The organism is Trinickia symbiotica (assembly GCF_003028655.1).
Taxonomy (GTDB): Bacteria; Pseudomonadota; Gammaproteobacteria; order Burkholderiales; family Burkholderiaceae; genus Trinickia; species Trinickia symbiotica_A.
This window is the reverse complement of record NZ_PYUC01000005.1, coordinates 265606-289676: the sequence shown is the minus strand read 5'-3', so window position 1 is coordinate 289676 and position 24071 is coordinate 265606. Positions and strand designations below refer to the sequence as shown.

General features: G+C 59.8%; 19 protein-coding genes. 11 read left to right on the top strand and 8 right to left on the bottom strand.

All coding sequences use genetic code 11. From position 1 onward, the window contains the following. The first annotated feature begins 122 nt into the window (after positions 1 to 122). Positions 123 to 1346, top strand: a complete 1224-nt coding sequence (locus C9I57_RS12160; RefSeq protein ID WP_107150905.1) for a glycosyltransferase family 4 protein — start codon at positions 123 to 125, stop codon at positions 1344 to 1346. Positions 1347 to 1348: 2 nt separating this feature from the next. Here the strand turns inward: C9I57_RS12160 and C9I57_RS12155 are convergent, their stop codons facing one another. The 8 genes from C9I57_RS12155 to gmd form a co-directional block, all read right to left on the bottom strand. Further along, positions 1349 to 2329 (bottom strand): GNAT family N-acetyltransferase, encoded by a 981-nt coding sequence (locus C9I57_RS12155; RefSeq protein ID WP_258187610.1) that lies wholly within the window; start codon positions 2327 to 2329, stop codon positions 1349 to 1351. 257 nt (positions 2330 to 2586) lie between these two features. Then, complete coding sequence (locus tag C9I57_RS12150; RefSeq protein ID WP_107150903.1) at positions 2587 to 3471, bottom strand: glycosyltransferase family 2 protein; 885 nt, start codon at positions 3469 to 3471, stop codon at positions 2587 to 2589. 141 nt (positions 3472 to 3612) lie between these two features. After that, positions 3613 to 4218 (bottom strand): putative colanic acid biosynthesis acetyltransferase, encoded by a 606-nt coding sequence (locus C9I57_RS12145; protein WP_258187609.1) that lies wholly within the window; start codon positions 4216 to 4218, stop codon positions 3613 to 3615. 118 nt (positions 4219 to 4336) lie between these two features. Continuing rightward, complete coding sequence (locus C9I57_RS12140) at positions 4337 to 5518, bottom strand: glycosyltransferase (RefSeq protein WP_107150901.1); 1182 nt, start codon at positions 5516 to 5518, stop codon at positions 4337 to 4339. A 15-nt stretch (positions 5519 to 5533) separates the two neighbouring features. Next, entirely contained in the window at positions 5534 to 6817 is a 1284-nt protein-coding gene (locus C9I57_RS12135; protein WP_107150900.1) for a group 1 glycosyl transferase, read from the bottom strand. Then, the gene (locus tag C9I57_RS12130) at positions 6814 to 7977 is read right to left on the bottom strand and encodes a glycosyltransferase family 4 protein (protein WP_107150899.1); all 1164 of its coding nucleotides are present in this window, start codon (positions 7975 to 7977) and stop codon (positions 6814 to 6816) included. Before C9I57_RS12130 ends, C9I57_RS12135 begins: the two co-directional genes overlap by 4 nt. A 91-nt stretch (positions 7978 to 8068) precedes the next feature. Next, on the bottom strand, positions 8069 to 9046 hold the full coding sequence (locus tag C9I57_RS12125) for a GDP-L-fucose synthase family protein (protein WP_107150898.1): 978 nt from the start codon (positions 9044 to 9046) through the stop codon (positions 8069 to 8071). An 18-nt stretch (positions 9047 to 9064) separates the two neighbouring features. Beyond that, positions 9065 to 10159, bottom strand: coding sequence for a GDP-mannose 4,6-dehydratase (gene gmd, locus C9I57_RS12120; protein ID WP_107151072.1), 1095 nt, complete (start codon positions 10157 to 10159; stop codon positions 9065 to 9067). A gap of 710 nt (positions 10160 to 10869) precedes the next feature. Between gmd and C9I57_RS12115 the strand changes: the two genes are divergently transcribed. The 10 genes from C9I57_RS12115 (at position 10870) to C9I57_RS12070 (ending at position 24020) form a co-directional block, all read left to right on the top strand. Next, on the top strand, positions 10870 to 12318 hold the full coding sequence (locus tag C9I57_RS12115; RefSeq protein WP_258187618.1) for a mannose-1-phosphate guanylyltransferase/mannose-6-phosphate isomerase: 1449 nt from the start codon (positions 10870 to 10872) through the stop codon (positions 12316 to 12318). Between the two features lie 92 nt (positions 12319 to 12410). Next, entirely contained in the window at positions 12411 to 13793 is a 1383-nt protein-coding gene (locus C9I57_RS12110) for an undecaprenyl-phosphate glucose phosphotransferase (protein ID WP_107150896.1), read from the top strand. Between the two features lie 110 nt (positions 13794 to 13903). Beyond that, positions 13904 to 15031, top strand: coding sequence for a polysaccharide biosynthesis/export family protein (locus C9I57_RS12105; protein WP_107150895.1), 1128 nt, complete (start codon positions 13904 to 13906; stop codon positions 15029 to 15031). Between the two features lie 118 nt (positions 15032 to 15149). Next, on the top strand, positions 15150 to 16232 hold the full coding sequence (locus tag C9I57_RS12100) for a helix-turn-helix domain-containing protein (RefSeq protein WP_181321807.1): 1083 nt from the start codon (positions 15150 to 15152) through the stop codon (positions 16230 to 16232). Continuing rightward, the gene (locus C9I57_RS12095; protein WP_107150893.1) at positions 16229 to 17566 is read left to right on the top strand and encodes a glycosyltransferase WbuB; all 1338 of its coding nucleotides are present in this window, start codon (positions 16229 to 16231) and stop codon (positions 17564 to 17566) included. The genes C9I57_RS12100 and C9I57_RS12095 overlap by 4 nt, the downstream gene beginning before the upstream one ends. Positions 17567 to 17595: 29 nt before the next feature. Then, positions 17596 to 19845: a polysaccharide biosynthesis tyrosine autokinase gene (locus tag C9I57_RS12090; protein ID WP_107150892.1), complete on the top strand. Its 2250-nt coding sequence runs from the start codon at positions 17596 to 17598 to the stop codon at positions 19843 to 19845. A gap of 64 nt (positions 19846 to 19909) precedes the next feature. Beyond that, positions 19910 to 20350, top strand: a complete 441-nt coding sequence (locus C9I57_RS12085; RefSeq protein ID WP_107150891.1) for a hypothetical protein — start codon at positions 19910 to 19912, stop codon at positions 20348 to 20350. Between the two features lie 34 nt (positions 20351 to 20384). Then, positions 20385 to 21650, top strand: a complete 1266-nt coding sequence (locus C9I57_RS12080; RefSeq protein ID WP_258187608.1) for an oligosaccharide flippase family protein — start codon at positions 20385 to 20387, stop codon at positions 21648 to 21650. Continuing rightward, on the top strand, positions 21647 to 22720 hold the full coding sequence (locus C9I57_RS12075; RefSeq protein WP_107150890.1) for a glycosyltransferase family 4 protein: 1074 nt from the start codon (positions 21647 to 21649) through the stop codon (positions 22718 to 22720). Before C9I57_RS12080 ends, C9I57_RS12075 begins: the two co-directional genes overlap by 4 nt. A 568-nt stretch (positions 22721 to 23288) precedes the next feature. Further along, positions 23289 to 24020, top strand: a complete 732-nt coding sequence (locus C9I57_RS12070; RefSeq protein WP_107150889.1) for a helix-turn-helix domain-containing protein — start codon at positions 23289 to 23291, stop codon at positions 24018 to 24020. The last annotated feature ends 51 nt before the right edge of the window (positions 24021 to 24071 follow it).

Genomic DNA, 24071 nt, shown 5'->3' with positions numbered 1-24071 from the left:
GCTAAGATTTCATCATGGCGGCTTGGCGATGCCGTCGGAAGCATCGGCAACATTGGCCGCTGTCCGCGAGATGCAAACGACGTCCAAGCGTCTCCCACTTCACTTCAAGGATCGATGAGTCAATGCGTCTGCTCTTCGTGATCGGCAATCTGGGTGATTATCACGTGCCACGATATGAAGCGCTTGCCGAGCTAGCGATCGCTCGCGGGCACGAGGTTGCGCTCGTCGAAGTATTCGGACGATCCGGGCCGTACCGCTTTCCGCAAGCGCGTCGTGCCGCGTTTTTTGGCGCCAAGCCGTCCAATGTCGTCACGCTGATTGAAGATGCCGGTGAGGATGACGGGCACTGGTACCGCGTCGGCGCCGGCTTGCTTGCGGCCGTCCAACGATTCGAGCCCGACGTCGTCGTGACGCTCGGGTACAACACGAGCTATTCCGTCGTTCTTTGGCTGCTGAGGTTGCTGAGGCGGCGATTCGCACTGATCTATATGTCGGACTCGAAATCCGACGACGGCACGCGATACGCGATCAAGGAACGTTTGAAGCGGATGGTCGTTTCCACGTTCGACGGTGCGTTGGTCGCCGGCGAGAAGCACCGGGCCTACGCAAGATCGCTCGGCATTCCGCTGACGCGCTCGAGGATCGGATTCGATGTGATCGATGTCGACTATTTTTCCCGAGCGTCGCATGCGGCGCTGGCAAATGCGGCGGAGGTTCGGCAGCGCTTCGCGCTACCCGAGCGCTACGTCCTGTGTGTCAGTCGATTCGTGAAGCGCAAGAACATCGATGTCTTGATCGACGCATTCCATCGGTCGGGGATATACGAGGACGGCTATTCCCTCGTGCTCGTCGGGCAAGGGCCGTGCGAGAGTGAGCTACGTGACGAAATCGGCCGGCGGCAGTTGACCGATCGCGTCACCATCGTGAACTCCGTGGCGAATCCGGACATGCCGGCTATCTATGCGCTCGCCGAGTTCGTCGTGCTCGCGAGCGCATACGACCAGTGGGGCCTTTGCATCAACGAGTCTTTCGCGGCGGGCAGGCCCGCGATCGTCACGGGGACGTGCGGCGTGGCGGACGAACTCGTGCTGGACGGCGTGAACGGCTTTGTCATCGAGCCTGGTGATGCGACGGCATTGGCGGATCGCATCGAGCGATTGGCGACGGATGCTACGTTGCGCCGACGGTTCTCCGAGAACGCCAAATCGTCAATTCGTCGCTGGATGCCGGAGCTCTTCGCGACCAACGCAATCGAGCTCGCGGAGTCGCTCGCCGGAGTGTCGACGCCGGCCACGCCCCCGTCTGTCTCCCCCGCAGGCAGCGAGAAATCAACGATATTGAGTTGAGATTAGAGGTTAGGCATGAATACGGGCCGCGGGCCATCCACGATTCTGCGCTTGAGGGTTTGCGCGAGCGCGTAGCCCGTGCTCAGGCGTTCGACGCCCAGTCTTTGTCTGAGTGTTCCACCGAAGCCGTTCAGGAAATTGAAACCGGACGCGCCAGCGAACCCATCGAAATCGAAAGTGAGCTTGCGTTCGATGGCATCCTGTATCGCGGTCCAGAGCAAGAGGCTTATTGCGCCACTATGGGCACGCGCGGCGCGCGACGAGAGCAGGTAGTACATGGTGTGCCTATCCCAGACAAGCCCGATCGCACCAACCAGGCCTCCGCTATCGTATGCCCCGATGAGACGCCCCGCACGACGCTCGAGGGTGGCATGCAAGAGGGCGCTCATGGCGTCACTACCATATGCGTTCGAGCGCGATCGTGAGGCAAGGTTGGACTCGTAAAACTGGAGGAATTGACTTGGCGCGTCGAACGGCTGCACCTTCAATGTCCGACTTGCATTACGAATCGCGTTCCGCGTCTTGCTGTGCATTCTGTCCCATACGTCCGTTGCCGTAGAAGGAGCACCCACCTGAAACGTATAGCGCGCCGAGACTGTGAAGCCGTGTAGGGCGAAAGCAACCGCGTCCTGAACGTGACAATCGAACACCTGAAAGAAGCTATCGACAGCGGGCAGCTGTTCGATCAGTTGCGAGGTGACACGCAGGCGATGCCGCAGTTCATGCGCCGCATCGAGACCCATCGGCCTGATGACCGGCCCAAGCGTGCGCGTGAGCGGTGGCAGTGGGGAAACGCGCCATACTCCCTTGCGAGCGAGGTAATAGGGCATTTCTCCGAGCACTTGATTCCCGTGCATGACTCTCGCCATGGCCCAGCGCCCGCCGGTTGCGAGGTCGAGCCACCATGGCTCGTGGAATATGGAGGGAGGTGCCAGGCGATCGACGGCGGGCGAGTAGGCGCTCGGTGCCGAAAGAGCTGCCATGATCCTGAGGGATTGCCTTGGCAGCACTTGCTGATCGTATGCGCTTGTCATCGTCGTATTACTCGAACGTTTCGCTTCCGCTCGCGATCAATAGCCTTCGCGTATCCGCACCAGAGAATATGCTGACTCGTTCGCGAGCATGCAACAAGAAGCGGAAATATGGCGGATAACGACGACGCCGGCCCCCGACCCAATGGTCTCCATCAGCGTTCGTGGAGCGAGGCGGCGCCTGGCCGCTGCAATGACGCCACGCGTTCTCAAGTATTCGCATCGCTAGGCATCGCACTTCGCGAATCGTCCGGCATGACCGCGCGCTCTTCCCTCAGCTTGAGTCGCTCCTCGACCTTCAAGACGATAAGGTATTCGTATATCGACTGCAGCAACGCGTACGAGAAGCCGGGCTTGCCGTCCAGAAAGCCGCCGCGGACCACATAAAGCAGCAAGAACTTGACCAACGGTCGAAAAGGAAATTTGGAAAACAACCCTTTTTGATGATAACGGCGGACCTGGAAGTTACGCGCGAGCAGCGCTTTAGATAACTCGAACCTTTCGGAGGAGGCAGCGTTGATCAGAAATTGATCGGCCTCCAGCGAGCTGTATGAGTTGTGCCTCGAGATCCAGTGTGCGATGCCTTTGCTGAAAGGCTGATGATCGAGGTACGCGTTCAGCCGCCCAGTTTTCCCGTTCACAATCGTAACGGGATTCACGACCCTTTCGTAGCGGACATATGCCGGCTTGAAAAGTCGAACATAGTAGGGCGACGCTTGAACGTGCTTCAGCCACCGGTCCTTGTAGAAGTCCCTGCGCCTGACCTCGAAGGCGACATGATCCTGAGGCTCCGCGATGGTAGCGATCGCTTCCGTTGCAAGGTCCGCGGTGACCCGTTCATCGGCATCGATGTAGAGCACCCAATCATGCTTGAAATTGATGTTCGCGAGCCCCCAGTTTTGATGACTGGCCCAGTTGTCGAACTGCCTGGAGGTGACGCGCGCGCCCAGCAGTCGCGCGATTTCGACTGTGCCGTCGGTGCTGAACGAATCATAGACGTGAATATCGTCGCACCAGGCGATGACGCTCTCGAGGCACCCTGGAAGGTCCTTTTCCTCATTCTTGGTCAGAATAAGCACCGAGATCCCGCTCATAGTCACTCTCCCAGAATTTCATTTGCGATGCGGCCACCGTTCGTTCGATTCACTGTCCGGCGCCGCGAAAATGACCTTTGCAAGCGGTGAGGTGCGGATATAGAGGACTCGGAGCGCCGCTCGCCGCTGTCACGCACAACCTCACGGCGGCGGCGTTCGCCGCCTCTGCTTCAAGCAGGTCGCCGGATTACCGGCGAATACTTTCCACGCATCGAGGTCCTTCATCGCCACTGCGCGTGCGCCGAGAATGGCGCCTTCATGTACGGTAACCCCCGGACCGACGAAGGCTTCGGTACATATCCATGAATCTGCGTTCAAGGTGATGGGCCGCGCATAGAGGGGGAACGCTGAGTCTTCATAGTCGTGGCTCGCCGTACAGAGGTAAGCGCCTTGGGAGACAATTGCGCGTCTGCCGACTGTCACCTTCCCGATGTTGTAGCAATTGACGCCGGGCCCGATGGTTGCGTATTCGTGGAGTTCCAGGTTCCAGGGCGCCCATATTTTTGCATCCGGATACACATGGGCTCGCGAGCGAATGGATGCTCGCGCACCCCACAAGATCAGGATCCACAATCGGTATCGGTGGAAGGGGGTAGGCGAGAATCTGAAGAACAGCAGCCGGAAAATTTGCCACGCGGCACGCTTCGAGCGATTGCCCAGCGTGAACGTCGCTCCGTCGAAGCCAGTTCTGGATCCGATCAAGGCGTCAACTTGCCTCGATGGATGCGCTTGGGGTTGTTCGATCATCTATCCTCCGAGGCGTCCCGGTGGGGCGCCGGCAATTGCCGGACTCGGCTGTTGGACACAGCTTCGGTCCGGTTGCGCGGCACATGAAGGCGACGTACTCGCCAAGGCGCATGCATCGCTAGCGATAAACGCCATAAGTTGCAAAGGCATGCTGCAGCGATCGCAATGTTGCCGATATGTGAAACCGCGTGTTGAAGCATTCACGCGCGCGCAAGCGCATGGCCAGTCGTTCCTCACTCGGCGTTTGCAGCCATCGACGCAGCAACCCGGTCGTCCCCGAGGCGTCGTCCTCGTCGACGAACCCCGCTTGCGCCTGCTCGATTTCGCGCCAGATATTGACCTTCTTGGTGATCAGCGTGGGCAGTCCTGCGGATAGCGCTTCGACGACGGCGATGCCAAAATTCTCCTGGTGGGAGTTCAGCACGAAGGCGTCCGAGGCATGAAAAGCTCCCCACTTCAAATCGCCGCTCAGCATACCCGTCCACGTGATTCGACTTTCGAGGCCCAAACGCTTGCCGAGATCCTTGATCGTCGATGCGTATGCGCTGTCGTCGGGGCCTGCGATGACCAGACGAATATCTTCCGTCTGCGCAATGGACGCATCGGTCATACATTGCGCGAGCCCGTTAAGTGTGAGGTCAATTCCCTTCTTTTCGTGAACGCGCCCGAGAAAGAGCAGATTGCGCTTGCCGCGAAGATGCGCAAACTTCGAGAAGAATGCTTCGCGCTGTTGTATGGCGTCCCCGGAGGCACCCGCCGTGCCGTAGTTGACGACGACCGGTTTGCAGTCATATGGCCAGAATGAGTAGCGCGCCAACCGCATTTCCTCCTCGCAGGTGAAGAACACGGCATTTGCGTCGCGCAGCACGCGATATTCGGCCCATGGCCAGTACAGACATTTCTTTAGGTGCTTGAGCGGATATCGTTTGCGAAAGTAGGGGTCCAGCATCCCGTGGGTGAAGACGAAATAGGGGGTCGTCGAGCCATGCAGTGCGCGCCATGCGCCTAGCGACGCATAGTTCCATATTCCGTTGACGATGACGGCATTGAACCTCGATGCGTTGTCGCTGAGCCAAGACATGAGTTTGGGCGTATAGCGATATTTTCCCAATGAGGGCCCCACTGCATGACAGGGGACCTCGCAAGCTATGACGGAGCGATCGCTCGGGCTATCGAGCGAGACGATTTCGACCGTATCGCCGTTACGCTTGTGTCCGCGCGCCATCTGAAGGATTCCTTCGATTGGCCCGCCGCTCGCGGGATTCACGGTGGCGACGACGTGGAGGATACGTAAGCTCATGATCGATGCCTCGTATCAATCGGCGCGAGCCTGAGCATCTGCGGTCGTTTCCACTGGGCGGCTCGCGTCGGGGTGGTTGACATCGGCAGATGGCCGGTCCGTACTGATTGCGGCGGCGAGCGCTTGTTTGAAGCCGTGGAGGGTGTTTTGGGCGAGCATTCGCGTGTCATCCTCGATGCAGCGGAACGGGATGTTCCATTCGCAGTGATAGATCGCGCTTTTGATCGCGGCGCCGATCGTCGACGGCAACAGGTTGGGAAGGAGGGGACCCATTTGATCGTGCTTCGCAAACCAGCCGATCAATCCCGCGGATGTCGCGATCACGATCCTTCGGAAGCGGTGTGCTTGAACGAGGACCCCGCTCATGCCGTAGTGATGCTTGTAGCCGACCCAAACGACATCGCAGGCCGAGAAGAGGTCCGTCTCCATTTGCGCCGGTATGAAATGGTCGAACACCCTAACACGGCCATCGAGTACGGCTCTGAATGAGCGGAGATAGGCGCGGACAGTTTCGTCCTGTTCGCCCGCAATGATGACGAGGGGATGAGCATCCAGCGCCAGGCACGCGTTCAGCAGTTCTATGACTCCCTTCCGTTCGGATATGGCGCCGTAGACGAGAATTGACCTTTGCGCGTCGATTCCGAGGCGCGTTTTGGCTCTCGCCTTTTCGACGGAATTCACTTCGGGGAACGGATCGGGCAAGTAGTCGACCCGAGTCCGGAGTGCGGCGTACGGAGAGGACGCGTGCCAGCGGGCGAGCGTAGGGTCGATCGAGAGCACTGCCTTGAGGCTCCCATTGCGAAGCGCACGGACGAACAGATGCTTGTTGACGAAGTCGACGTACCGCCGGCGAGGCACCTTGACGCCCATCTGGTGCAGATGAAAGGACTGCCGCATCGTGATGCAAACCCAGGGCGTCGTGGAAAACGGAGAACCGAGGAGCGCCACGCTCTTCAGAATGTAATCTCCGTATGGAACCACGACCAGGTGGACGGGCTGCGTCTCGGCGACAGAACGATAGACCGATGCGAACAATGCGTGAAAGGCGAATTCGTCCTTTACGCGAGCCAGGAACGCGCGTAGCGCTGTCGATGGTCCAGGGTCGTCCTCGAGCCAAGACAACGAGATTGCGGATCGACCGCTCCGGTACGACTGGATCAGCGGATGCTCGAAGTTGCGCACATCCGTCGACAAGGTGCATTCGTATCCGGCTTCGCGGAGCGTCTCCAGCGTCCACTCGACATATCGCCAGCGATGGCCTGAAAGATTGGGCTCGATGACGAGCGCACGAACCGTCATGGAGCCGCCCCCACCGCATCGGCAAGCGCGAGAACATTCTCGGCGAAAAGCGAGGGCGTCCACTCTTCAACCGCCTTCGCGGCATTGAGCGAGAAGTTGCCACGCAGGCCGTGATCTTCGGCAAGCAGGGACATCGCGTGTATGAGTTCGTCGACATCGCCTGGACTCACGACGAAGCCGTTCACGCTGTCGTACACGAGTTCATGGGCACATCCGCAAGTGGACGTGACAATCGCCGGACACCCTGTCGCCATGGCCTCATGTATGCAGAGACCCCATTGGTCGAACGTGCTCGCGAGAATGATGAAATCGGCAAGCGCATACAGCGTCGGCATCTCCTGATTGGGCATCTTCGAGATGATGACGACTCGCTCACGCAAACCGAGCGCGTTGATCCGCTCTCGAACGGCCTCTTCCAGTGGGCCTTCGCCTACGAGCAATAATGAAATGTCGCGGTGCGGGAGAGACGATCGCGCGAACGCATCGACAACGAGCAAGACATTCTTGCGATGGACAAAGCGGCTCACGCAGATTGCGTAGCGTTCAGGCAACCCGAAACGTGTGCGCTCGTACGCAGCATCCGCTTTGGCTCGCTGCGCAGTCTCCCGAAAATAATCGACATCGATGACATCGAAGCCGATGCGCGAGCGCGCGAAGGGAATGCCGAGCGAGCGCGCATAGACGCGATGCTTTTCTCCCGCGACCAAGGCTCCGTCAAAGCGGGATACGAGTAGCTTCTTCAATCGTTCCTTGAGCCACGGGCGCTTGCCGTCGTCGGCCTTGGAATCGGACATATAGACGAGCTTGAAGCGCTGTGTGAATATTCTTAGGGCGCAAAGATAGATCGAGTAGCTCGTCTGATACCCAAGTGTAACGACGAGATCGGGGCTTCGCGCGCGGAGAACTTCACGGAGTCGCCCGATGATCGATAGCCAGTGCTCGTCGCCGTGAGCCTGATTCTTGAACAGGGTGACCGCATTAACGCGACCCTCGGCAAAGAATTTGGCGCGCGCGGGCTGCGGATAATTGTTTGACCTCGAACGCCCAAAAATCTCCACTAGCGAAACATCGTGTGCGCGCCGCGCCGCAAGCTGAGCCATGGCACGATATCGCGGTATCTGGTAATCGGCAAGATTGCAGACGACGAATAAGACGCGCATACGAGGCCATGTTTATTGACGTATGACTCGACGCAGAGGACCGTACAACGCATTGCGCTCGAGACGATGTTCCGCGACTGCTGAACTGCTTTCATGCCGGTGCATGTTCCGCTGTAGCGACGGCTCGGACGCTGCAAGCGTCGAGGTAGCTTTCGTAAGTCCTGCGGATTCCATCCGAGAGAGAGGTATTGGCGCGCCAGCCGAGTGCCCGCATCCGCTCCACGGAAAGCAGTTTGCGCGGTGTACCGTCAGGTTTGCTGGCATCGAAGATGATGTCGCCTTTGAACCCCACTGTCTGCATGATGAGCTCGGCCAAGTCGCGGATCGTGACGTCTTCTCCGACTCCAATGTTGAAGATCCCTTCCGTCACGCCGGACTCCATCAAAAAGACGCTCGCGTCCGCCATATCGTCGACGAAGAGAAACTCGCGGTGCGGCGTCCCGGTGCCCCATACCACGATCCTGGAGTCGCCACGAAGCTTGGCCTCATGTGCCTTGCGCAGCAGAGCGGGCAGCACATGGCTCGTCTGCAGGTCATAGTTGTCGTTCGGGCCGTACAGATTCGTCGGCATGAGGCTGATGTAATGCGTTCCGTACTGGCGATTGAATGATTCGCATAGCTTGATCCCGGCGATCTTGGCGATGGCGTAAGGTTCGTTCGACTTTTCGAGCGGCCCGGTGAGCAGATACTCCTCGCGTATCGGCTGCGGACAATCGCGCGGATAGATGCACGACGAACCCAGAAAAATGAGCTTGTCGACGCCGGCTTCCTTCGCGGCATGAATGACGTTCGTCTCGATCAACAAGTTGTTGTAGATGAAATCGGCCGGGTAGGTGCTATTGGCGTAGATTCCGCCGACCTTGGCCGCGGCAAGGAAGACGCACGCCGGCCTTTCCTGCAGAAAGAAGCGCCGAACGGCTTGCTGATCGAGCAGGTCGAGTGAAGCGCGGTCACGCGTCACGATGTTCGAGTAGCCGAGCGTATGCAGGCGCCTGACGATTGCCGACCCAACCATACCTCGGTTGCCGGCGACATAGATCGGCGCGTCTCTGTCGATCGATTGATTCATGGATGGCCTCTTCGCAAGTCATTCATTGAACGCGAACGTTTCATAGCCGTGCTCACGCACGAGCTCGTCACGCTCGGCGCTGCGCAGATCTTCACGGACCATCTCGGCGACGAGATCGGCGAATTTGGTGCGCGGCGCCCAGCCGAGCCGTACGCGGGCCTTTGTGGCGTCGCCCAGCAGGCTCTGGACTTCCGTCGGCCTGAAATATCGTGGATCGACGGAGACGATCACGTTCCCGTTCGTGTCGTAGCCTCGCTCGTGGACGCCGCTGCCGCGCCAGGCGATGGGCATGCCCAGCTCTCTCGCGGCTGCGTTGATGAAGTCACGCACGCTGTGCTGGACGCCGGTCGCAATGACGAAGTCTTCGGGCTCGTCCTGCTGGAGCATCAGCCACTGCATTTCGACGTAGTCGCGCGCGTGGCCCCAATCGCGCTTGGCGTCGAGATTGCCGATGTAAAGACATTTTTGTAAGCCGAGCTTGATGCGCGCAAGCGACCGGGTGATCTTTCTTGTGACGAACGTTTCGCCCCGGAGCGGCGATTCGTGGTTGAAAAGGATGCCGTTGCAGGCATAGATGCCGTATGCCTCGCGGTAGTTCACCGTGATCCAGTATGCGTATAGCTTTGCGACGGCATACGGAGACCTCGGGTAAAAGGGCGTCGTCTCGTTCTGGGGTATTTCCTGGACAAGACCGTACAGCTCGGAGGTCGACGCCTGATAGAACCGCGTCTTCTTCTCGAGCCCCAGGATGCGGATAGCTTCGAGAATGCGAAGCGTGCCGAGCGCGTCAGAGTTTGCCGTGTATTCCGGTTCTTCGAACGAGACAGCCACGTGGCTCTGAGCGGCCAGATTGTAAATCTCGTCGGGTCTGACGTGCTGAATGATGCGGATCAGACTCGACGAGTCGGTCAGGTCCCCGTGGTGCAGCAAAAAGCGGGGATTGGGCTCGTGCGGATCCTCGTAAAGGTGGTCGATTCTATCGGTATTGAAAAGTGATGTACGGCGCTTGATGCCATGTACCGTATAGCCGTAGTTAAGCAGGAATTCGGCCAGATAAGCACCGTCCTGACCCGTCACGCCTGTAATTAATGCGACTTTCACGCAGACCCCCATTAACATTTTTTAGATAAAGGCAGCCCCGTCACCCTGTCGGAGAATCAACTCCGAAGACTTGTTTCGGCGAACTATGCCGCCCCGCATGACGCCTTGCAAGGCAAGGAAAAAAAATGGCGGGCGACGCCTATGCGGGTACAGCTACCGCAGCTGTCTTTAGCGTTCGCCCGAAATTTATGGCGCCAGGATGGCCGCGCGATGGTTGCCCGCCATGGTCAAACTTTGCCCCCTGAACGGCTGCTCCGCGTGCGCGCGAGATTAGGTGAAGGCGAATGCCGGCACGATTCTTTTCCGAGCGTGACCCATGGAGTTACGAGATCGTTACGTAACGAGTCGACACGTTCGAGAAAAAATAAATCACAGTTGAGATTCCATTTCGAGCGGGGTCGACAGAACTCGCCAATCTTGAAGCCGCGATCGCGGCCTTCACGCTTTTTTTCCGGACGCATCGCCTGAGCGTTGGCACACATTCTGCAGATTGTCAGTGAGACACCGGGGTCGCCGAGTATCGCAACCGCTCGGAGAAGCGCCCGTCGGGGACGGGCGGCACAACTTAGACGATCGAACCACGAACGAGGGCCACTATGAAGCAGGGGTTAACTGACATCGTCACGTATGGCAGCCAACGGGGTTTGCACAACGATCGCGCGCCAGACGACCCTCTGGCCAAGGTGGGGCTGCTGGCCGGCTCGACGAGTGGCCGCATTGCGATGCCCTTTGCGTTTCCGCTAGCCCCGGTCATTCTGGCAGGAGGTGTAGGGACTCGTTTGTGGCCGCTTTCACGAGAGCAATATCCGAAGCAACTGATTGACCTGCTGGGCGACGATACGTTGCTGCAAGCAACGGTTCGGCGAACGCTGGGGCTCGCCGCAAGGCACGCGGCGACTGAACCTATTGTCGTCTGTGGCGCCGATCAACGCTTTGCTACTGCCGCGCAAATGCGAGCATGCGGGATCGAGGCGTCTTTCATCGTGGAGCCGATGCGTCGCAACACGGCGCCGGCACTGACATTGGCCGCGGCGGTGCTCGCCGCCCAGGGTGACGACGCGATCCTGATCGCCATGCCGGCCGACCATGCCATTGCTGACCTGCATGCGTTCGAGCGCTCGCTCGCTATTGCGACGAATCATGCGCAGCGCGGTGCGGTGGTCGCGCTCGGCGTGCCGCCTGCGCGGCCGGATACCGCCTTCGGCTATATGCGCGTCGGAGCGCCGGTCGGCGATGGCGCTTTCGCCATCGAGCGCTTCATCGAAAAGCCGCGTGCGGAGTTCGCCCTCGAATATGTTGAATCGGGCGTCTACTGGTGGAATTGCGGCATATTCGTCGTCCTCGCGACCGTCTGGCTCGATATGGTCCAGGCGCTGCAGCCGCGCATGTACGACGCGTGCATGGCGGCGGTCGATTCCGGTACGCGGGAGGGCGTGTTCTTCCACCCCGATGATCAGCGATTTGCTGAAGCGCCTTCGGACTCGATCGACTTCGCTGTCATGGAGCATCTGGCCGGAGACGAGGCGCTCGCGCCGGCCGTGGCCGTGCCGCTCGATGCGGGCTGGTCCGACCTCGGCTCGTGGGACGCGGTCTGGGATGCGCTCGACAAAGACGCCGATGGAAATGTCTCGAAAGGCCGTGTCTTTTTCGAGGGCGCGAAGTCGAGCTTTGCGCATGCGCAGGGACGGCTCGTTGCGTGCGTGGGCGTGACCAACGTCGTGGTGGTCGAGACCGATGATGCCGTGCTCGTGGCGGACCGTGCCCACGTGCAAGACGTGAAAGCCCTCGTCGAGCGCATCAAGGCGCAGGCGGCTCCTGAGGCCGATCATCATCGAAAGGTCCAGCGACCATGGGGCTACTACGATTCGCTCGATCGAGGGGAGCGCTTCCAGGTAAAGCGCATCGTGATCGACCCTGGATGCCGGCTGTCGTTGCAGCGGCATCATCATCGCGCCGAACACTGGGTGGTCGTTCGAGGGACGGCGCTCGTGACGCGCGGCACTGAGCAATTCCTCGTCAGCGAGAACGAATCGACGTTCATCCCGGTCGGCGTCATCCATCGTGTCGAAAACCCCGGAAAGTTTCCGCTCGAAATCATCGAGGTTCAATCGGGCGCTTATCTCGGCGAAGACGACATCGTGCGCTTTGATGACAGCTACGGAAGAGCCTGACTCGCGAATCAAGCGTAGTCGTTCGCTGGCAGGAGCACGAGCCGCGGCAGGCGTGCTCTCGCCTGATCCACTGTGGATGTTGGAGAGGGGTTATGGCCATTCCGGGATCGCTTGCGCGAATTCTCGACGTCGTACTGGTGTTCGCAGGTGCGCAAATCGCCTCACTGATACGCCTCGATGCGCTCGCTGCCAACCCGAACCATGCGGGGTTCGTGGCCTTCGCCGAGGCTGGGGCGTTAGCCATGTTCCCGGTGTTCGGCGTCTATCAGTCATGGCGGGGGCGTTCCTTGACGGGGCTTGCGAGCCGCGTCGCTTTGGCGTGGCTGGTGGTCCAGGCGTCGGGCCTCATGCTGATGTTTTCATTGCATGCGAGCGGTGCGATTTCCCGCCTGTGGTTCTTTGATTGGAGCACGCTGACGGGCAGCGCGATGATCGCTTCGCGTCTGGCGGCGGGTGCCGCGCTCGCCCGAGTGCGGCATGCCGGGCTCAATCTGCGGTCGGTCGCCGTCGTCGGCGGCGGTGAGCACAGCGAGCAGATCATTCGCAAGATCGAGGCCTCGACCGGGAGCGGCTTTCGAGCCGTATCGGTGTTCGATGCGCGCGGCGTCGGCATCTCCGCTGCTGTCTCCGCGGGCCTAGCTGCGTTCGATGATTTCGCGCGATTCGCCGGGCACGTGCGCGCGACTGGTGTGCGCGAGCTGTGGATAGCGTTACCGCTGTCCGATGAATCCACGATTCTCAATTGTCTCAACGAGTTCCGTGACGATCTCCTGAATATTCGGCTATTTCCCGACGTGCGCAGTCTCGAAGTCTTCAACGGAGGGATGGTCGATCTGATTGGGGTGCCGGCGATCAACCTCGTCGCCTCGCCGCTCTCGCCCGGGGCGCGCATGCAAAAGGAAGCATTCGACCGCATGTTCGCTGCGTTCGCGTTGCTTGCACTCGCGCCGCTTTTGCTCGTGATCTCGATCGCCGTCAAGCTTTCGTCGCCGGGGCCGGTCTTGTTCAAGCAACGGCGCAAGGGCGCGGACGGACACGTGTTCACCATTTACAAGTTCCGTACGATGCGTGTGCATACGGAGGCGCCTGGCCAAGTGCGTCAGGCCACACGCAAAGATTCCCGCATCACGAAGATCGGTGCGTTCTTGCGCCGCACGAGCCTTGACGAGCTGCCGCAATTCATCAATGTCCTGCGCGGGGAAATGTCGGTGGTGGGACCGCGTCCGCATGCGCTCGAGCACGATGACTTCTATGGACGGATCGTCAACGGTTACATCCATCGCTACAGGATGAAGCCGGGGATTACGGGCTGGGCGCAAATCAACGGGCTGCGAGGTGAAACCGATCGCGTCGAGAAGATGCAGCGCCGTGTCGAGCACGACCTTTATTACCTGCGCAATTGGTCATTCGCACTCGACATACGCATCATCGTGGCGACGATCGTGAAGGGCTTCGTGCATCCGAACGCCTATTGAGCCCGTGCTGGACGAATGGCCAGCATGGGCGGCCGGCCCAGGGTGATTTTCAGGAAGGTTGTCGCAATGTGGCGATACCAGTATGACTGACTGGTTGTGGAGAAGAACCTATGAAGCGTTTGACGATGGCTGGCATTGGATGCGCAGCGCTGCTTTCCGCATGCGGCGTTGCGCCCGGCATGAGGATGACGGACAACCCGACCCTGCCCGTATCGAGTGGCACCGCGCAAACTCCGCCGGTCACTCTTCCCGTGACGATCGAAGACATCACCATCGATCTGATCAAGGAATTGAACTCGGGAACGAAGAACGGTGAGTCCGATCAGATCCGATCGCTCGTTGCGCCTGCGCATCCCTATCTATTGGGCCCGGGCGACGTGTTACAGATCACCGTCTGGGACCACCCGGAACTCGCGGCGGCAATGGGCGCACAGCAGCAGACCACCACGCGGCCGTCCGATCCCGGCCAAGGATTCGTCATTGACGAAGCCGGCGATCTGCAATTCCCCTACGTTGGTACCTTTCACGTGGCCGGTCTGACTGTGCAGCAAGTCCAGCAGCGCCTGCGCGGACTGCTTTCGATGCCAGGTCGCTACGTGAATCCGCAGGTGACTGTGCGCGTCGAGTCGTACCGGTCCAATCAAGTCTACGTCGACGGGGAGGTGCGCACGCCAGGTGCCGTGCCGATCAACGATGTGCCCATGACGTTGTATGAAGCGATCAACCGGGCTGGGGGGTTCACAGCCAATGCGGACGAGAGTCAAGTGAAGCTCGTGCGCAATGGCGTGTCGTATCCGCTCGATCTGGTCGGAATGATCGCGCGGGGGCAGAACCCGGCCGACATCATTTTGAAAAAGGGTGATTTGCTGCGGGTATCGACGCGCAACGACAACGGAGCGTACGTGCTCGGAGAAGTCAACAAGCCGACGACGGCCGTGCCGACGATCAATGGCGAGCTCACGCTGAGTGAAGCGATCTCGCAAGCGGGCAGCATCAATCCCGCAAGCGCCGATGCGGCTCAGATATTCGTCATTCGCGGTTCTCTCGGCGGAAAGCCGCAGGTCTATCACCTGAATGCACGTTCGCCGGTCGCCATGGTGCTTGCGAATCAGTTCACCTTACGGCCGAAGGACATCGTGTACGTGGACGGCAACGGGCTCGTCCGATTCAGCCGCTTCCTCACCTTGCTCCTGCCGGGGATCGACGCGGGGCTGACAGGGGCGGTGTTGGCGAAGTGACAGGCATGGACCCGGGTCGCAGATGGAGGTCGAGCGAGCCCAGGGGCGGCAGGTTTGTTTGATGACGAGAAAGGGGTCTCTCTGGCGCAGCACTACCGTTGAATCGTGGGGATCGAATATGGCTTACATCGATGTTGAGACTGCCGGGGCCGACGGGTCGATAGCCTTGGCACCGAACGTGGCGAGGCATAGCAGTCGGATCGGACTGCTGTTGCTCGAGGATTTCTCATTCTTGGCTTTGGCGATGGTGACCGAGGTTTTCCAGGCGGCCAATGAGATCGTTTATACCGAGACGGGCAAGGCCCGGCGCTACGACCTTCGCCTACTATCCCTGGATGGGGGAGACGTCGCCTGCGCTTCTTCGGCGAAGGCATGCACGGATCGGCTCGATCCGCGCGAGGTCGGGGAACTGCATGCGGCCTTCGTCCTGGGCAAGGAAGGCGAGAGCGATGCGGCACGCGATCGGCGGCTCATCAAGTTGGTGCGTCTTCTCTATCCGAATACATTGCCGATGGATCCTTTCGGAGCTGGAACTGCGCTCGGAGCCGCTAGCACGAGGCGGCAGCATGCGTCCGGGTTCGGTCACCGGATCAGCGTCGAGCGGCAAATCAAGCACGGGCGACCGAGCGTCAACGACGATCCCTATCAGGCGATGTGCGCGGCGCTGGTGCAAGTGAGGCGAGATTGGGGATTCGATGTCGCCATCGCGGTGGCAGAGCGGTTGTCTCCGGGTTTCGGCAGCGAACTCGCTCCACTGCTGAGTCAGGCCAACGGCAAAACGGTTGGCGACAAGGTGCGCGCATCGGCGCGCTGGCTCCTTGCGCATTGCGAGCAACCCGTCACCATTGCCGATGCCGCGGAAATCGCGGCCATGAGCGAGCGCAACTTCCTGCGGTGCTTCAAGCGTGAAATGAGCGTCGCACCGTCGGAGTTTCTCCTGCAGACGCGGTTGGACCTGACTTGCCACTTGCTTGCGAAGACGAATCTGCCGGTCGACAACATTGCACGGTGCACGGGGATGCGCAATGGCGATCGGCTCGCGAAGATGTTCCGCAAACGCTTCGCCGCGTCGCCGACGGAATACCGGCTCCGCACTCAATCCCGGAGTGAGGACGCCGGAAAGCCGACTCGCTCTCCGCCCCTCAGGTACGGGCAAAGTTCCCTGCAGAGGTCGCAGGCTGAATTGGAGTGCGAAGAGTGAGCCATGTCGAGAAAAGCGGACGCGTCGACCGTAGGATTAGACGGCGCGCACGAGAACACGCGCACGGGCATGTCGAGAACGCGGGCGTCGCTACGACACCGTTGCGGGTTCTCGTCTACAGCTTGAACTATGCACCGGAGCTGACCGGCGTAGGGAAGTATTCGGGCGAACTCGTCGAGTCGCTAACCGAGCATGGCGGCGAAGCGGCGGTTGTTGCTGCGCAACCGTACTACCCGGGGTGGAGGATTTTTGACGGGTTTCGCAATCGATATGCGATCGAGCGCACGAGGCCAGGCGTCACGGTCTACCGATGTCCGCTTTATGTGCCGGCTCGGCCGAGCGGAGCCAAACGTCTCCTTCATCACGCCAGCTTCGTGACGGCCACTTTGCCGGTCATGGCGCGCCTTCTCGTCTGGCGGCCCGATGTCATATGGGTGGTCGAGCCGAGCCTGATGTGCGCGCCGATCGCGCTTGCTGCCGCGCGGCTCGTCGGCGCCAAATGTTGGCTCCACGTGCAGGATTACGAGGTCGATGCAGCGATCGGGCTCGGACTCGTGAAATCGACGTGGTTCAAGAGAATGGCGCTCGGAGTCGAGCGGTGGTTGATGCGCCGCTTCGATGTGGTGTCGTCGATTTCCACGAAGATGATCGAGCGTGCAAAGGCGAAAGGGGTAGATTCGCGCAGGCTCGTCTCGCTTCCCAATTGGGTCGACATTGCCGAACCCTGCAGCGATCGCGGCGATCGTCATGGTGGGCGGTATCGCGAAGCGCTGGGCCTTGCCGCCGGAACGAAGGTGTGTCTCTACGCTGGAAACATGGGCCAGAAGCAAGGCCTTGAAGTGATGGCCGACGCCGCCCGACGTCTCGCGCGGCGCACGGACATTCGATTCGTGTTTTGCGGTGAAGGCTCGGGACGGCAAAGCTTGGTTGAGCGCTGTGCGGGGTTGCCGAACGTGACGTTTCTCCCGTTGCAGCCCGCTCATCATTTGTCGGAATTACTCCGCTGGGCCGACGTCCATCTGTTGCCGCAGCGCGCTGACGTCGCTGATCTCGTGATGCCTTCGAAGCTGGCCGGAATGCTGGCGAGCGGCAGGCCGATCGTCGCGATCGCGGAGAAAGGAACGGAGGTCGGCACCGTGGCATCGCAATGCGGCGTCGCCGTGGCGCCAGGCGACCTGGAGTCGTTTATCGCGGCGATCGAAGCGATGATCGACGAGCCCGAACTTGCGAGCCGGTGCGGCATGCAAGGGCGTCAGTACGCGATGGCGAATCTCGATCGCCGGCGTGTGATGGAGCGTTTCGTGAGTTCTCTCGTGCAGTTGTGCAGCAGCTGAGAGCAAGCGCTGTCTATTTAGGAAAAGCGATGAAACCACTAGATCAGCCAAAGAGCAATTTTTTGCAACGCGAGGAAGATGGGGTCTCCATCACGGACTACGTCGATTTCCTGATCGGCGCCCGCTGGCCGATTCTGATTTCAGCCATTGTCGCCCTGCTATTGGGGACGGCGTATACGATGTTCGCTAAACCCGTGTATCGAGCGGATCTCCTGCTGCAGGTCGAAAAAACTTCTTCGGATTCGGCGAAGAGTTTGCTCGGCGATCTCTCTTCGCTCTTCGATATCAAGACGGAGGCGGTGACCGAAATCGAGATCTTGCGATCTCGGCTCGTGGTGTCGCGAGCAGTCGATGCGGTTCACTTATATTTCAGTGCCGAGCCTCGGCGTTTTCCTGTGATCGGTACGTTCATCGCATCGAGGGCCAAAGGTTTGTCCAACCCTGGCATCTTGGGGTGGGGAGGCTTCGCGTGGGGGCGAGAGCAGATCGACGTGGGCGCCTTTGACGTTCCCGAAAGCCTTTACGGCAAACGGTTCGATCTTGAATACCTTGGCCACGGCGCGTATCAGCTAACAATCCCGGGGGGCGGGCAGGTATTCCAGGGCAGTGTCGGCGCGCTCGAAACATTTCATCTTCCCGCCGGCGACATTTCCCTGAAAGTCGTGTCCGTCACCGCCGAGCCTGGTATTCGCTTCACGCTGAGGCGCGCTTCGCGGCTGCAAGCGATCGAGCAATTGCAGGGCCGTCTGAACATCTTCGAGAAGACCACCCAATCGGGGGTGATCGCGGTGACACTCGATTGCGCGCAGCGTGTTCAGTGCAGGGACCTCCTTCATGCGCTCGGCAAGGCTTACATCGCACAGAATATCGAGCGGAAGGTCGCCGACGCCGAGCAGTCCCTGGCATTTCTTAACGAGCAGTTGCCTGCACTCAAGAAGCAGCTCGAGGATTCCGAGGAAAAGTACACGCGCTTCCGGGACGAGCACGGAACGATCGACCTCAGCGCAGAAGGACAACAGATGCTTCAGCAGTCCTCGGGGGTCCGGGAGCGATTGCTGGACCTGCGCGTGCAAAGACAAGATCTGTTGACTCGCTTTTCGGCAACGCATCCGACCGTGCTTGCATTGGACGAACAAATCCACGCGCTCGAGGCGTCGGCCGGGCAATCAGAGGAAGCAATCAGGCAGTTGCCGGATGTCGAGCGGCAGGCGGTCGGGCTGATGCGCGACGTTCAGGTGAACACAGAGCTCTATACGGGCCTTCTGAATAACGCCCAGCAGTTGAGAGTCATCAAAGCCGGCAAGACCGGTACGGTGCGCCTTGTCGACGATGCCGCGGCGCCGGAGTTGCCGGTCGAGCCGAAAGCGCCGCTCGTCATCGGCGTTTCTCTGATTGCGGGGGTCGTGTTGGGTGTGGTCGTCGCGCTCATACGGAAATTCTTCGTGGGAGGCCTGTCGGATCCTCACGAAATAGAGCAGCTTACCGGCCTCAACGTGATGGTGACCGTTCCGTACAGCGCCCCTCAGGAAGCGCTTTCGAACGAATCCCGGCGCAGCGGCGCGCCATTGAGTTTGCTCGTCGATCGCGAGCCGCACGACCCCGCGGTCGAGAGTTTGCGCAGCTTGCGCACGGCTTTGCAGTTCGCGATGCTCGGTGCCCGAAATAATGTCGTGATGTTGGCGGGTCCCCTCTCCGGCGTTGGCAAGTCATTCATTTCTGCGAACCTCGCCGAGGTTTTGGCTGCGGCTGGCAAGAAAGTGCTGCTGATCGATGGCGATCTGCATAGAGGGAACCTGAACGAGTACCTGCAGGTGGCGCGTGAGGGCGGCCTATCCGAATGGATTGACGGGAAGATGAACATCGAAGAGGTCACGAGACGTGACATCGGGAGTGGCTTCGATTTCATCCCGACGGGCGCTTTGCCGCCGAATCCGTCGGAGCTCGTTTTGTCGCCGGCGCTGCGCGTCGGGCTCGAGACAGTCGGGAAGCGCTACGACATCGTGCTCATCGATTCGCCGCCGGTTCTGCCTGTGTCGGACGCGCAGGCGCTAGGTGCGCTTGCGGGCACGGTCTTCATCGTCACTCGCGCTGAGGTGAACCGGCTCGGCGAAATTGAAGAGTCGACGAGGCGCCTCGCGCTCGCTGGAGTCGGTGTGAAGGGCGTCGTTCTCAACGGGATCAAGCTCAATACGAGCCATCGCACCTACGGCTCCCGATACAGCCGTTTTCGGCACGATCAGTACGCTTACTACATCTATCGGAACCAGAGCAAGGTTTGACTGAGGGCGTGGGGGGCTTCCATGCCTCCCCGCGGCGTAGCTGGCGTACGTTTACGAGGTCTCCATGACGAAGCTGTTGCCCATCTGTTGCGTACTGGTACTGGTCGTTCATGCTGCTTGCTGCTCGGCCGCAGATTCGTCGCCCTATTCGGGGGCCCGTGGCGACGCGTTTGCATACGGCGGCACGGGTTACCCCGAGATCGATCGGTCGACCGATCCGGGGCTTGTCCATCCACGCAAGGGAAGCGCGATCGGCAACGACATGCGGCAACTTAGCCATGCCGCGGCAGCGGGCGCGACGCCTCAGAGGCAGCAAGACCTGCTTGCACCGTCGATATCGAACGGTAGCGGGCACCTCGTGCCGTCGCTCGCGAACCTGTCCGTCGAACATGCGCCGCCGTTGCCGAGCAATCCCTTCCGCGCTGCTCGCAAAGTCAAGAAGCCCGTATCGCTGCGCGGATGCGGCAGTTACCCGACCAGCGTTTGTCCCGCGAACTTACGCTAAATCGACACGAGACCCACGCGCATCGCTCTGATCCATGCAGCTAACCAACTTATTGCGGTCGATCGGGTTGCCGCAAGTCTCCGTGCGAGCCGGCTTTGGCGCCAGCGCCGCGACCTGGGTGCTTTTGCAGCAGGCATTCGTGCGTGTGCTCGTTGCGGCGAAATTCCTGCTGCTCGGACGCATTCTCGGACCCGCGGCGATCGGTAGCATCGGCGTCGCGCTGCTTGCAATCGCGATCGCCGAGTCGCTTTCGGATACAGGGCTCGCGCAGGCGATCGTGCAAGGGCAAAACGATCCTACGCGAGCAGAACTCGGTGCTGTCCTGACGACGCTCGCGACGCGCGGCCTATGCATCGCGCTTTGCCTCCTCTTGGTCGCTCCGGTGATGGCAAGCGCGTTTCATCTCGGCGGGGCGCTGATGCTATTGCAATTTGCGGCTATGCCTCCGCTGATTCGAGGTCTAGCATCGCCAGCTTACTTCGTTACGCAACGCGAGCGTCGGTTTTCGCAGGTCGCCGGCGTCGAAGTATCTGTAGCGCTCGTGGATTGCTGCTCGAGCATCGGTATGGCTTTGGGGGGCATAGGGGCTTATTCGGCGCTGTTCGGCGCGATCGCCGGGGAGACGTTGAAGACAACGCTGACTTGGACGACGATGACCCCGAGACCAGAGATTCGTCTCTCGTGGTCGGGAATCGGGCATTACATCCACTTCAGTCGTTGGATCTGGGCGTCCAGTGTAGTCAGTCTGCTCCTCAACCAGTTCGACAAGGTTATCGTGGCAAGGCTGCTTGGGCCGTCGGAGCTAGGGGCATATCAAATGTCGTCGAGGCTCGCCCAGATGCTGCTTGCGGACGCTGCGATCGCCATGTCGCAATATCTTTTCCCGACGTTTTCCGCAAATCATAGGCGCGATCCAGCAAAGGCGGCGCGCCTGGTCAAGCGATATCTTGCGCTCGCGACCTTTGGATTGGCGGCGATCGTCCTGCTATTGCGTGCGTTCGCTGCACCGTTCTTATCGTTGTTGCTCGGCCAATCGTGGTTGGTTGCTGTTCCGCTCTTCAGAGTCTTTGTTGTGAACATGGCGGTAGGTGCTCTGATTGCGGTACTGGTAGCGTACCTGCGCGCAGTAGGCGATGCGAAAGCGGCAACACACGGTTCGCTGCTTCAGATCATCATGCTTGCCGTGACGGTGCCGATCGCGACAAGGCACTACGGCGTAGTGGGGCTTGCGTGGTCGATGACAGCAGGTCTGGGCGCTGCAGCGGCGCTGATGCTCTATCGGGTCCTGAAGAGGTCATGATGCGAATACTTCATCTCGTGTTGGCGCCTCGATTGTCAGGCGCTGAAGTGCTGGTAAAGGACCTTGCTGCCTATCAGCGCGGTCAAGGGCACCCCGTGTGGGTCACCTCGCTCTTGCCCGAACAGGAGGACTTCACCGCACTGCGCGCAGCGCTCGATAAAAACGGCGTGGTGTGCCGGTTTCCGCGGCGACGATATCCTCTGATAGGAAAGCTGTGGCATCTGTTCCGAGTCGCTCGGCGCTTTCGGCCCGACGTAGTCTTTGCGCACGCGACTATTCCGTCGTTTTATGCGCGCGCGCTCCCGATCACTGTTCCGATCGTGTTTGTCATGCATTCGGCCACGAATGATTTCGCCTATCCGGTATTCCGCTGGGTAGAGCGCATCTTGCGCCGACGCGCGCGCGCGGTGATCGGCGTCTCGCAGGCGAACGTCGACGACTATGTGGCGGCAGTCGGCGCTCATCCTGTGATGTCGGTGATTCCGAACGGCGTGGATGTCGCGCGCTTTTCAACGGTGGGCCGCCCGCTGAGGAGCAAGCCGGTGGCTCATGTGGTGCAAGTCGGACGTTATACGGCAGTCAAGAACCAACTGCAAACCGTGCGCGCTTTTAGAGAGGTGCTGACAGAAGTGCCGACGGCTCGCCTCGGGTTGTATGGCGTGATCGAAGACCCGGCCTACCACCGATCAGTGATCGAGCTTACGCACGAACTAGGCATTGCAGACCACGTGGTGATCGAAGGTCCGCGATCGGATATCCCGCAGCTGCTGTCGGAAGCAAATGTATTCGCCATGCCATCGCTTTCGGAAGCGCACAGCATTGCTTTTATCGAAGCGCTCGCATCTGGGGTCCCCATCGTTGCGAACGCGATTCCGTCGTTTGCATTCGCGAAGCGACTGACAAATGTCCAACTGATCGAAGCGAACGACACGATGGCCTATGCGCGCGCGCTCGTCGTGGCGTTACAGCAGGAGAGAGCCGAACGTCGGCTCAATGGTTTGACGCTCGCCGATACAGCGGACCAGTACGGATCGATCGCGTCGAGGGTGGTCTATCGGCAAGGGGCCTGATACCCGTGCCGCAGGGAAGCACATCACAGCCAGCGGAAGGAGAGCAGACAGGTTCGTATATTCCCGGGTTCTGATTTATGATAAATATTACATAGATATAATGGCTCGTTTAGCTTTAACAATTGGAAAGAATTTCCGGATTTTGCCTTGGCGGGGATGAGATTCACTCCCGCAAATTCTGCCAAGAAAACCTACCGTTCCGACAAAACGCCTGTGGGCGGAAAAAGATATAGGTAGACTTATGACGCAGTGCGGAACGTCGGACATGCTAGCCATACGAGGAGTTTATGACTTCAAGTAAGAGCGAAAGCCAGCCATCAGCCAGATACGGGTACCGACCCGTCGCCGGTCAACAAGACATCGCGGGTTGTTTCACGGCGAGCATCGGCAACGGCCTACGTGTGGCCATTCTCGTGCATGATGAGTTTCCATTGATCGACGTCGCGCAAACCTTGGCTAGGACCTGTGAGCGGTTGGTGTCGGAAAGGAGCGGGCCAGCTATTGTCAAAACGGAAGCATTACAGTTGTCTCCGGCCGCGCCGGTTTTGTTTTTCGGGAAAATTCCTCGATGCCGGTATGGTCTGTCGCTGTTAGCGACGTCGATCCGGCCGATTTTGACGCGATCGTCGTGCCGCAGCCATTTCCCGATTCGGCCACTTGCGACGCGGAAATCCTTTCGTGGCTCGCGGACGCTGACGGAAAGACTGAGATCATCCCGCTTTTTTTGCAAGCCGGAGCGGTAATGGTAGCAGGTGTTCCACGCTTGCCTCGAGCTTCGATGGCGCTGCATCGCGACGGCACCGAACGCAACGGGCAAGTAGCGAAGACCTGGCAGATCGCTTCTGGAACGGAGCGCAGCGCGCAGCAACCGGCATTGAGCGCTTCAATCGCGCTGCGTATGCGAAGCCTGGAGGTCTGCGCTGACGAACCCGAAATTTGCGGTGTCAGCGAGAGGATCAAGACTGCGGTCCAGTGGTTGAAAGAGCACTACGGCGAGCGTGTATCCATATCGGGGATGGCCAAGCTGGCGTTGATGAGCGAGCGGAATTTCCAGCGAAGATTCAGGGGCGAAGTCGGGATGACCCCCCATGAATATCTATCCAAGGTCCGGTTGGAGAGCGCCCGGTCGTTGTTGGACAATACGGCGCTGCCGGTGGACAAAATTGCGCGTCACTGTGGCCTCTTCAACGGCGATCATTTGCGCAAGCAATTTTTGAAAAGATTTGGCATAACACCGGCGGAATACCGTTCAGCGCGAGTCAGTATTATGCGAGCGGCCGCTGACATGGGTGCTGATTAATTTTCGGTTGACTTTTTCACAAAAACAATCCGAATCAATCGGCTGAAAACG

Coding starts and splice junctions, on each gene's coding strand:
- C9I57_RS12105 (WP_107150895.1), top strand. CDS start 13,904: ATGAAGCGTTTGACGATGGCTGGCATTGGATGCGCAGCGCTGCTTTCC.
- C9I57_RS12150 (WP_107150903.1), bottom strand. CDS start 3,471: ATGAGCGGGATCTCGGTGCTTATTCTGACCAAGAATGAGGAAAAGGAC.
- C9I57_RS12070 (WP_107150889.1), top strand. CDS start 23,289: ATGCCGGTATGGTCTGTCGCTGTTAGCGACGTCGATCCGGCCGATTTT.
- gmd (WP_107151072.1), bottom strand. CDS start 10,159: ATGGGGGTCTGCGTGAAAGTCGCATTAATTACAGGCGTGACGGGTCAG.
- C9I57_RS12130 (WP_107150899.1), bottom strand. CDS start 7,977: ATGCGCGTCTTATTCGTCGTCTGCAATCTTGCCGATTACCAGATACCG.
- C9I57_RS12140 (WP_107150901.1), bottom strand. CDS start 5,518: ATGAGCTTACGTATCCTCCACGTCGTCGCCACCGTGAATCCCGCGAGC.
- C9I57_RS12145 (WP_258187609.1), bottom strand. CDS start 4,218: ATGATCGAACAACCCCAAGCGCATCCATCGAGGCAAGTTGACGCCTTG.
- C9I57_RS12125 (WP_107150898.1), bottom strand. CDS start 9,046: ATGAATCAATCGATCGACAGAGACGCGCCGATCTATGTCGCCGGCAAC.
- C9I57_RS12155 (WP_258187610.1), bottom strand. CDS start 2,329: ATGGCAGCTCTTTCGGCACCGAGCGCCTACTCGCCCGCCGTCGATCGC.
- C9I57_RS12110 (WP_107150896.1), top strand. CDS start 12,411: ATGGCCATTCCGGGATCGCTTGCGCGAATTCTCGACGTCGTACTGGTG.
- C9I57_RS12090 (WP_107150892.1), top strand. CDS start 17,596: ATGAAACCACTAGATCAGCCAAAGAGCAATTTTTTGCAACGCGAGGAA.
- C9I57_RS12115 (WP_258187618.1), top strand. CDS start 10,870: ATGCCCTTTGCGTTTCCGCTAGCCCCGGTCATTCTGGCAGGAGGTGTA.
- C9I57_RS12075 (WP_107150890.1), top strand. CDS start 21,647: ATGATGCGAATACTTCATCTCGTGTTGGCGCCTCGATTGTCAGGCGCT.
- C9I57_RS12080 (WP_258187608.1), top strand. CDS start 20,385: ATGCAGCTAACCAACTTATTGCGGTCGATCGGGTTGCCGCAAGTCTCC.
- C9I57_RS12160 (WP_107150905.1), top strand. CDS start 123: ATGCGTCTGCTCTTCGTGATCGGCAATCTGGGTGATTATCACGTGCCA.
- C9I57_RS12085 (WP_107150891.1), top strand. CDS start 19,910: ATGACGAAGCTGTTGCCCATCTGTTGCGTACTGGTACTGGTCGTTCAT.
- C9I57_RS12135 (WP_107150900.1), bottom strand. CDS start 6,817: ATGACGGTTCGTGCGCTCGTCATCGAGCCCAATCTTTCAGGCCATCGC.
- C9I57_RS12100 (WP_181321807.1), top strand. CDS start 15,150: ATGGCTTACATCGATGTTGAGACTGCCGGGGCCGACGGGTCGATAGCC.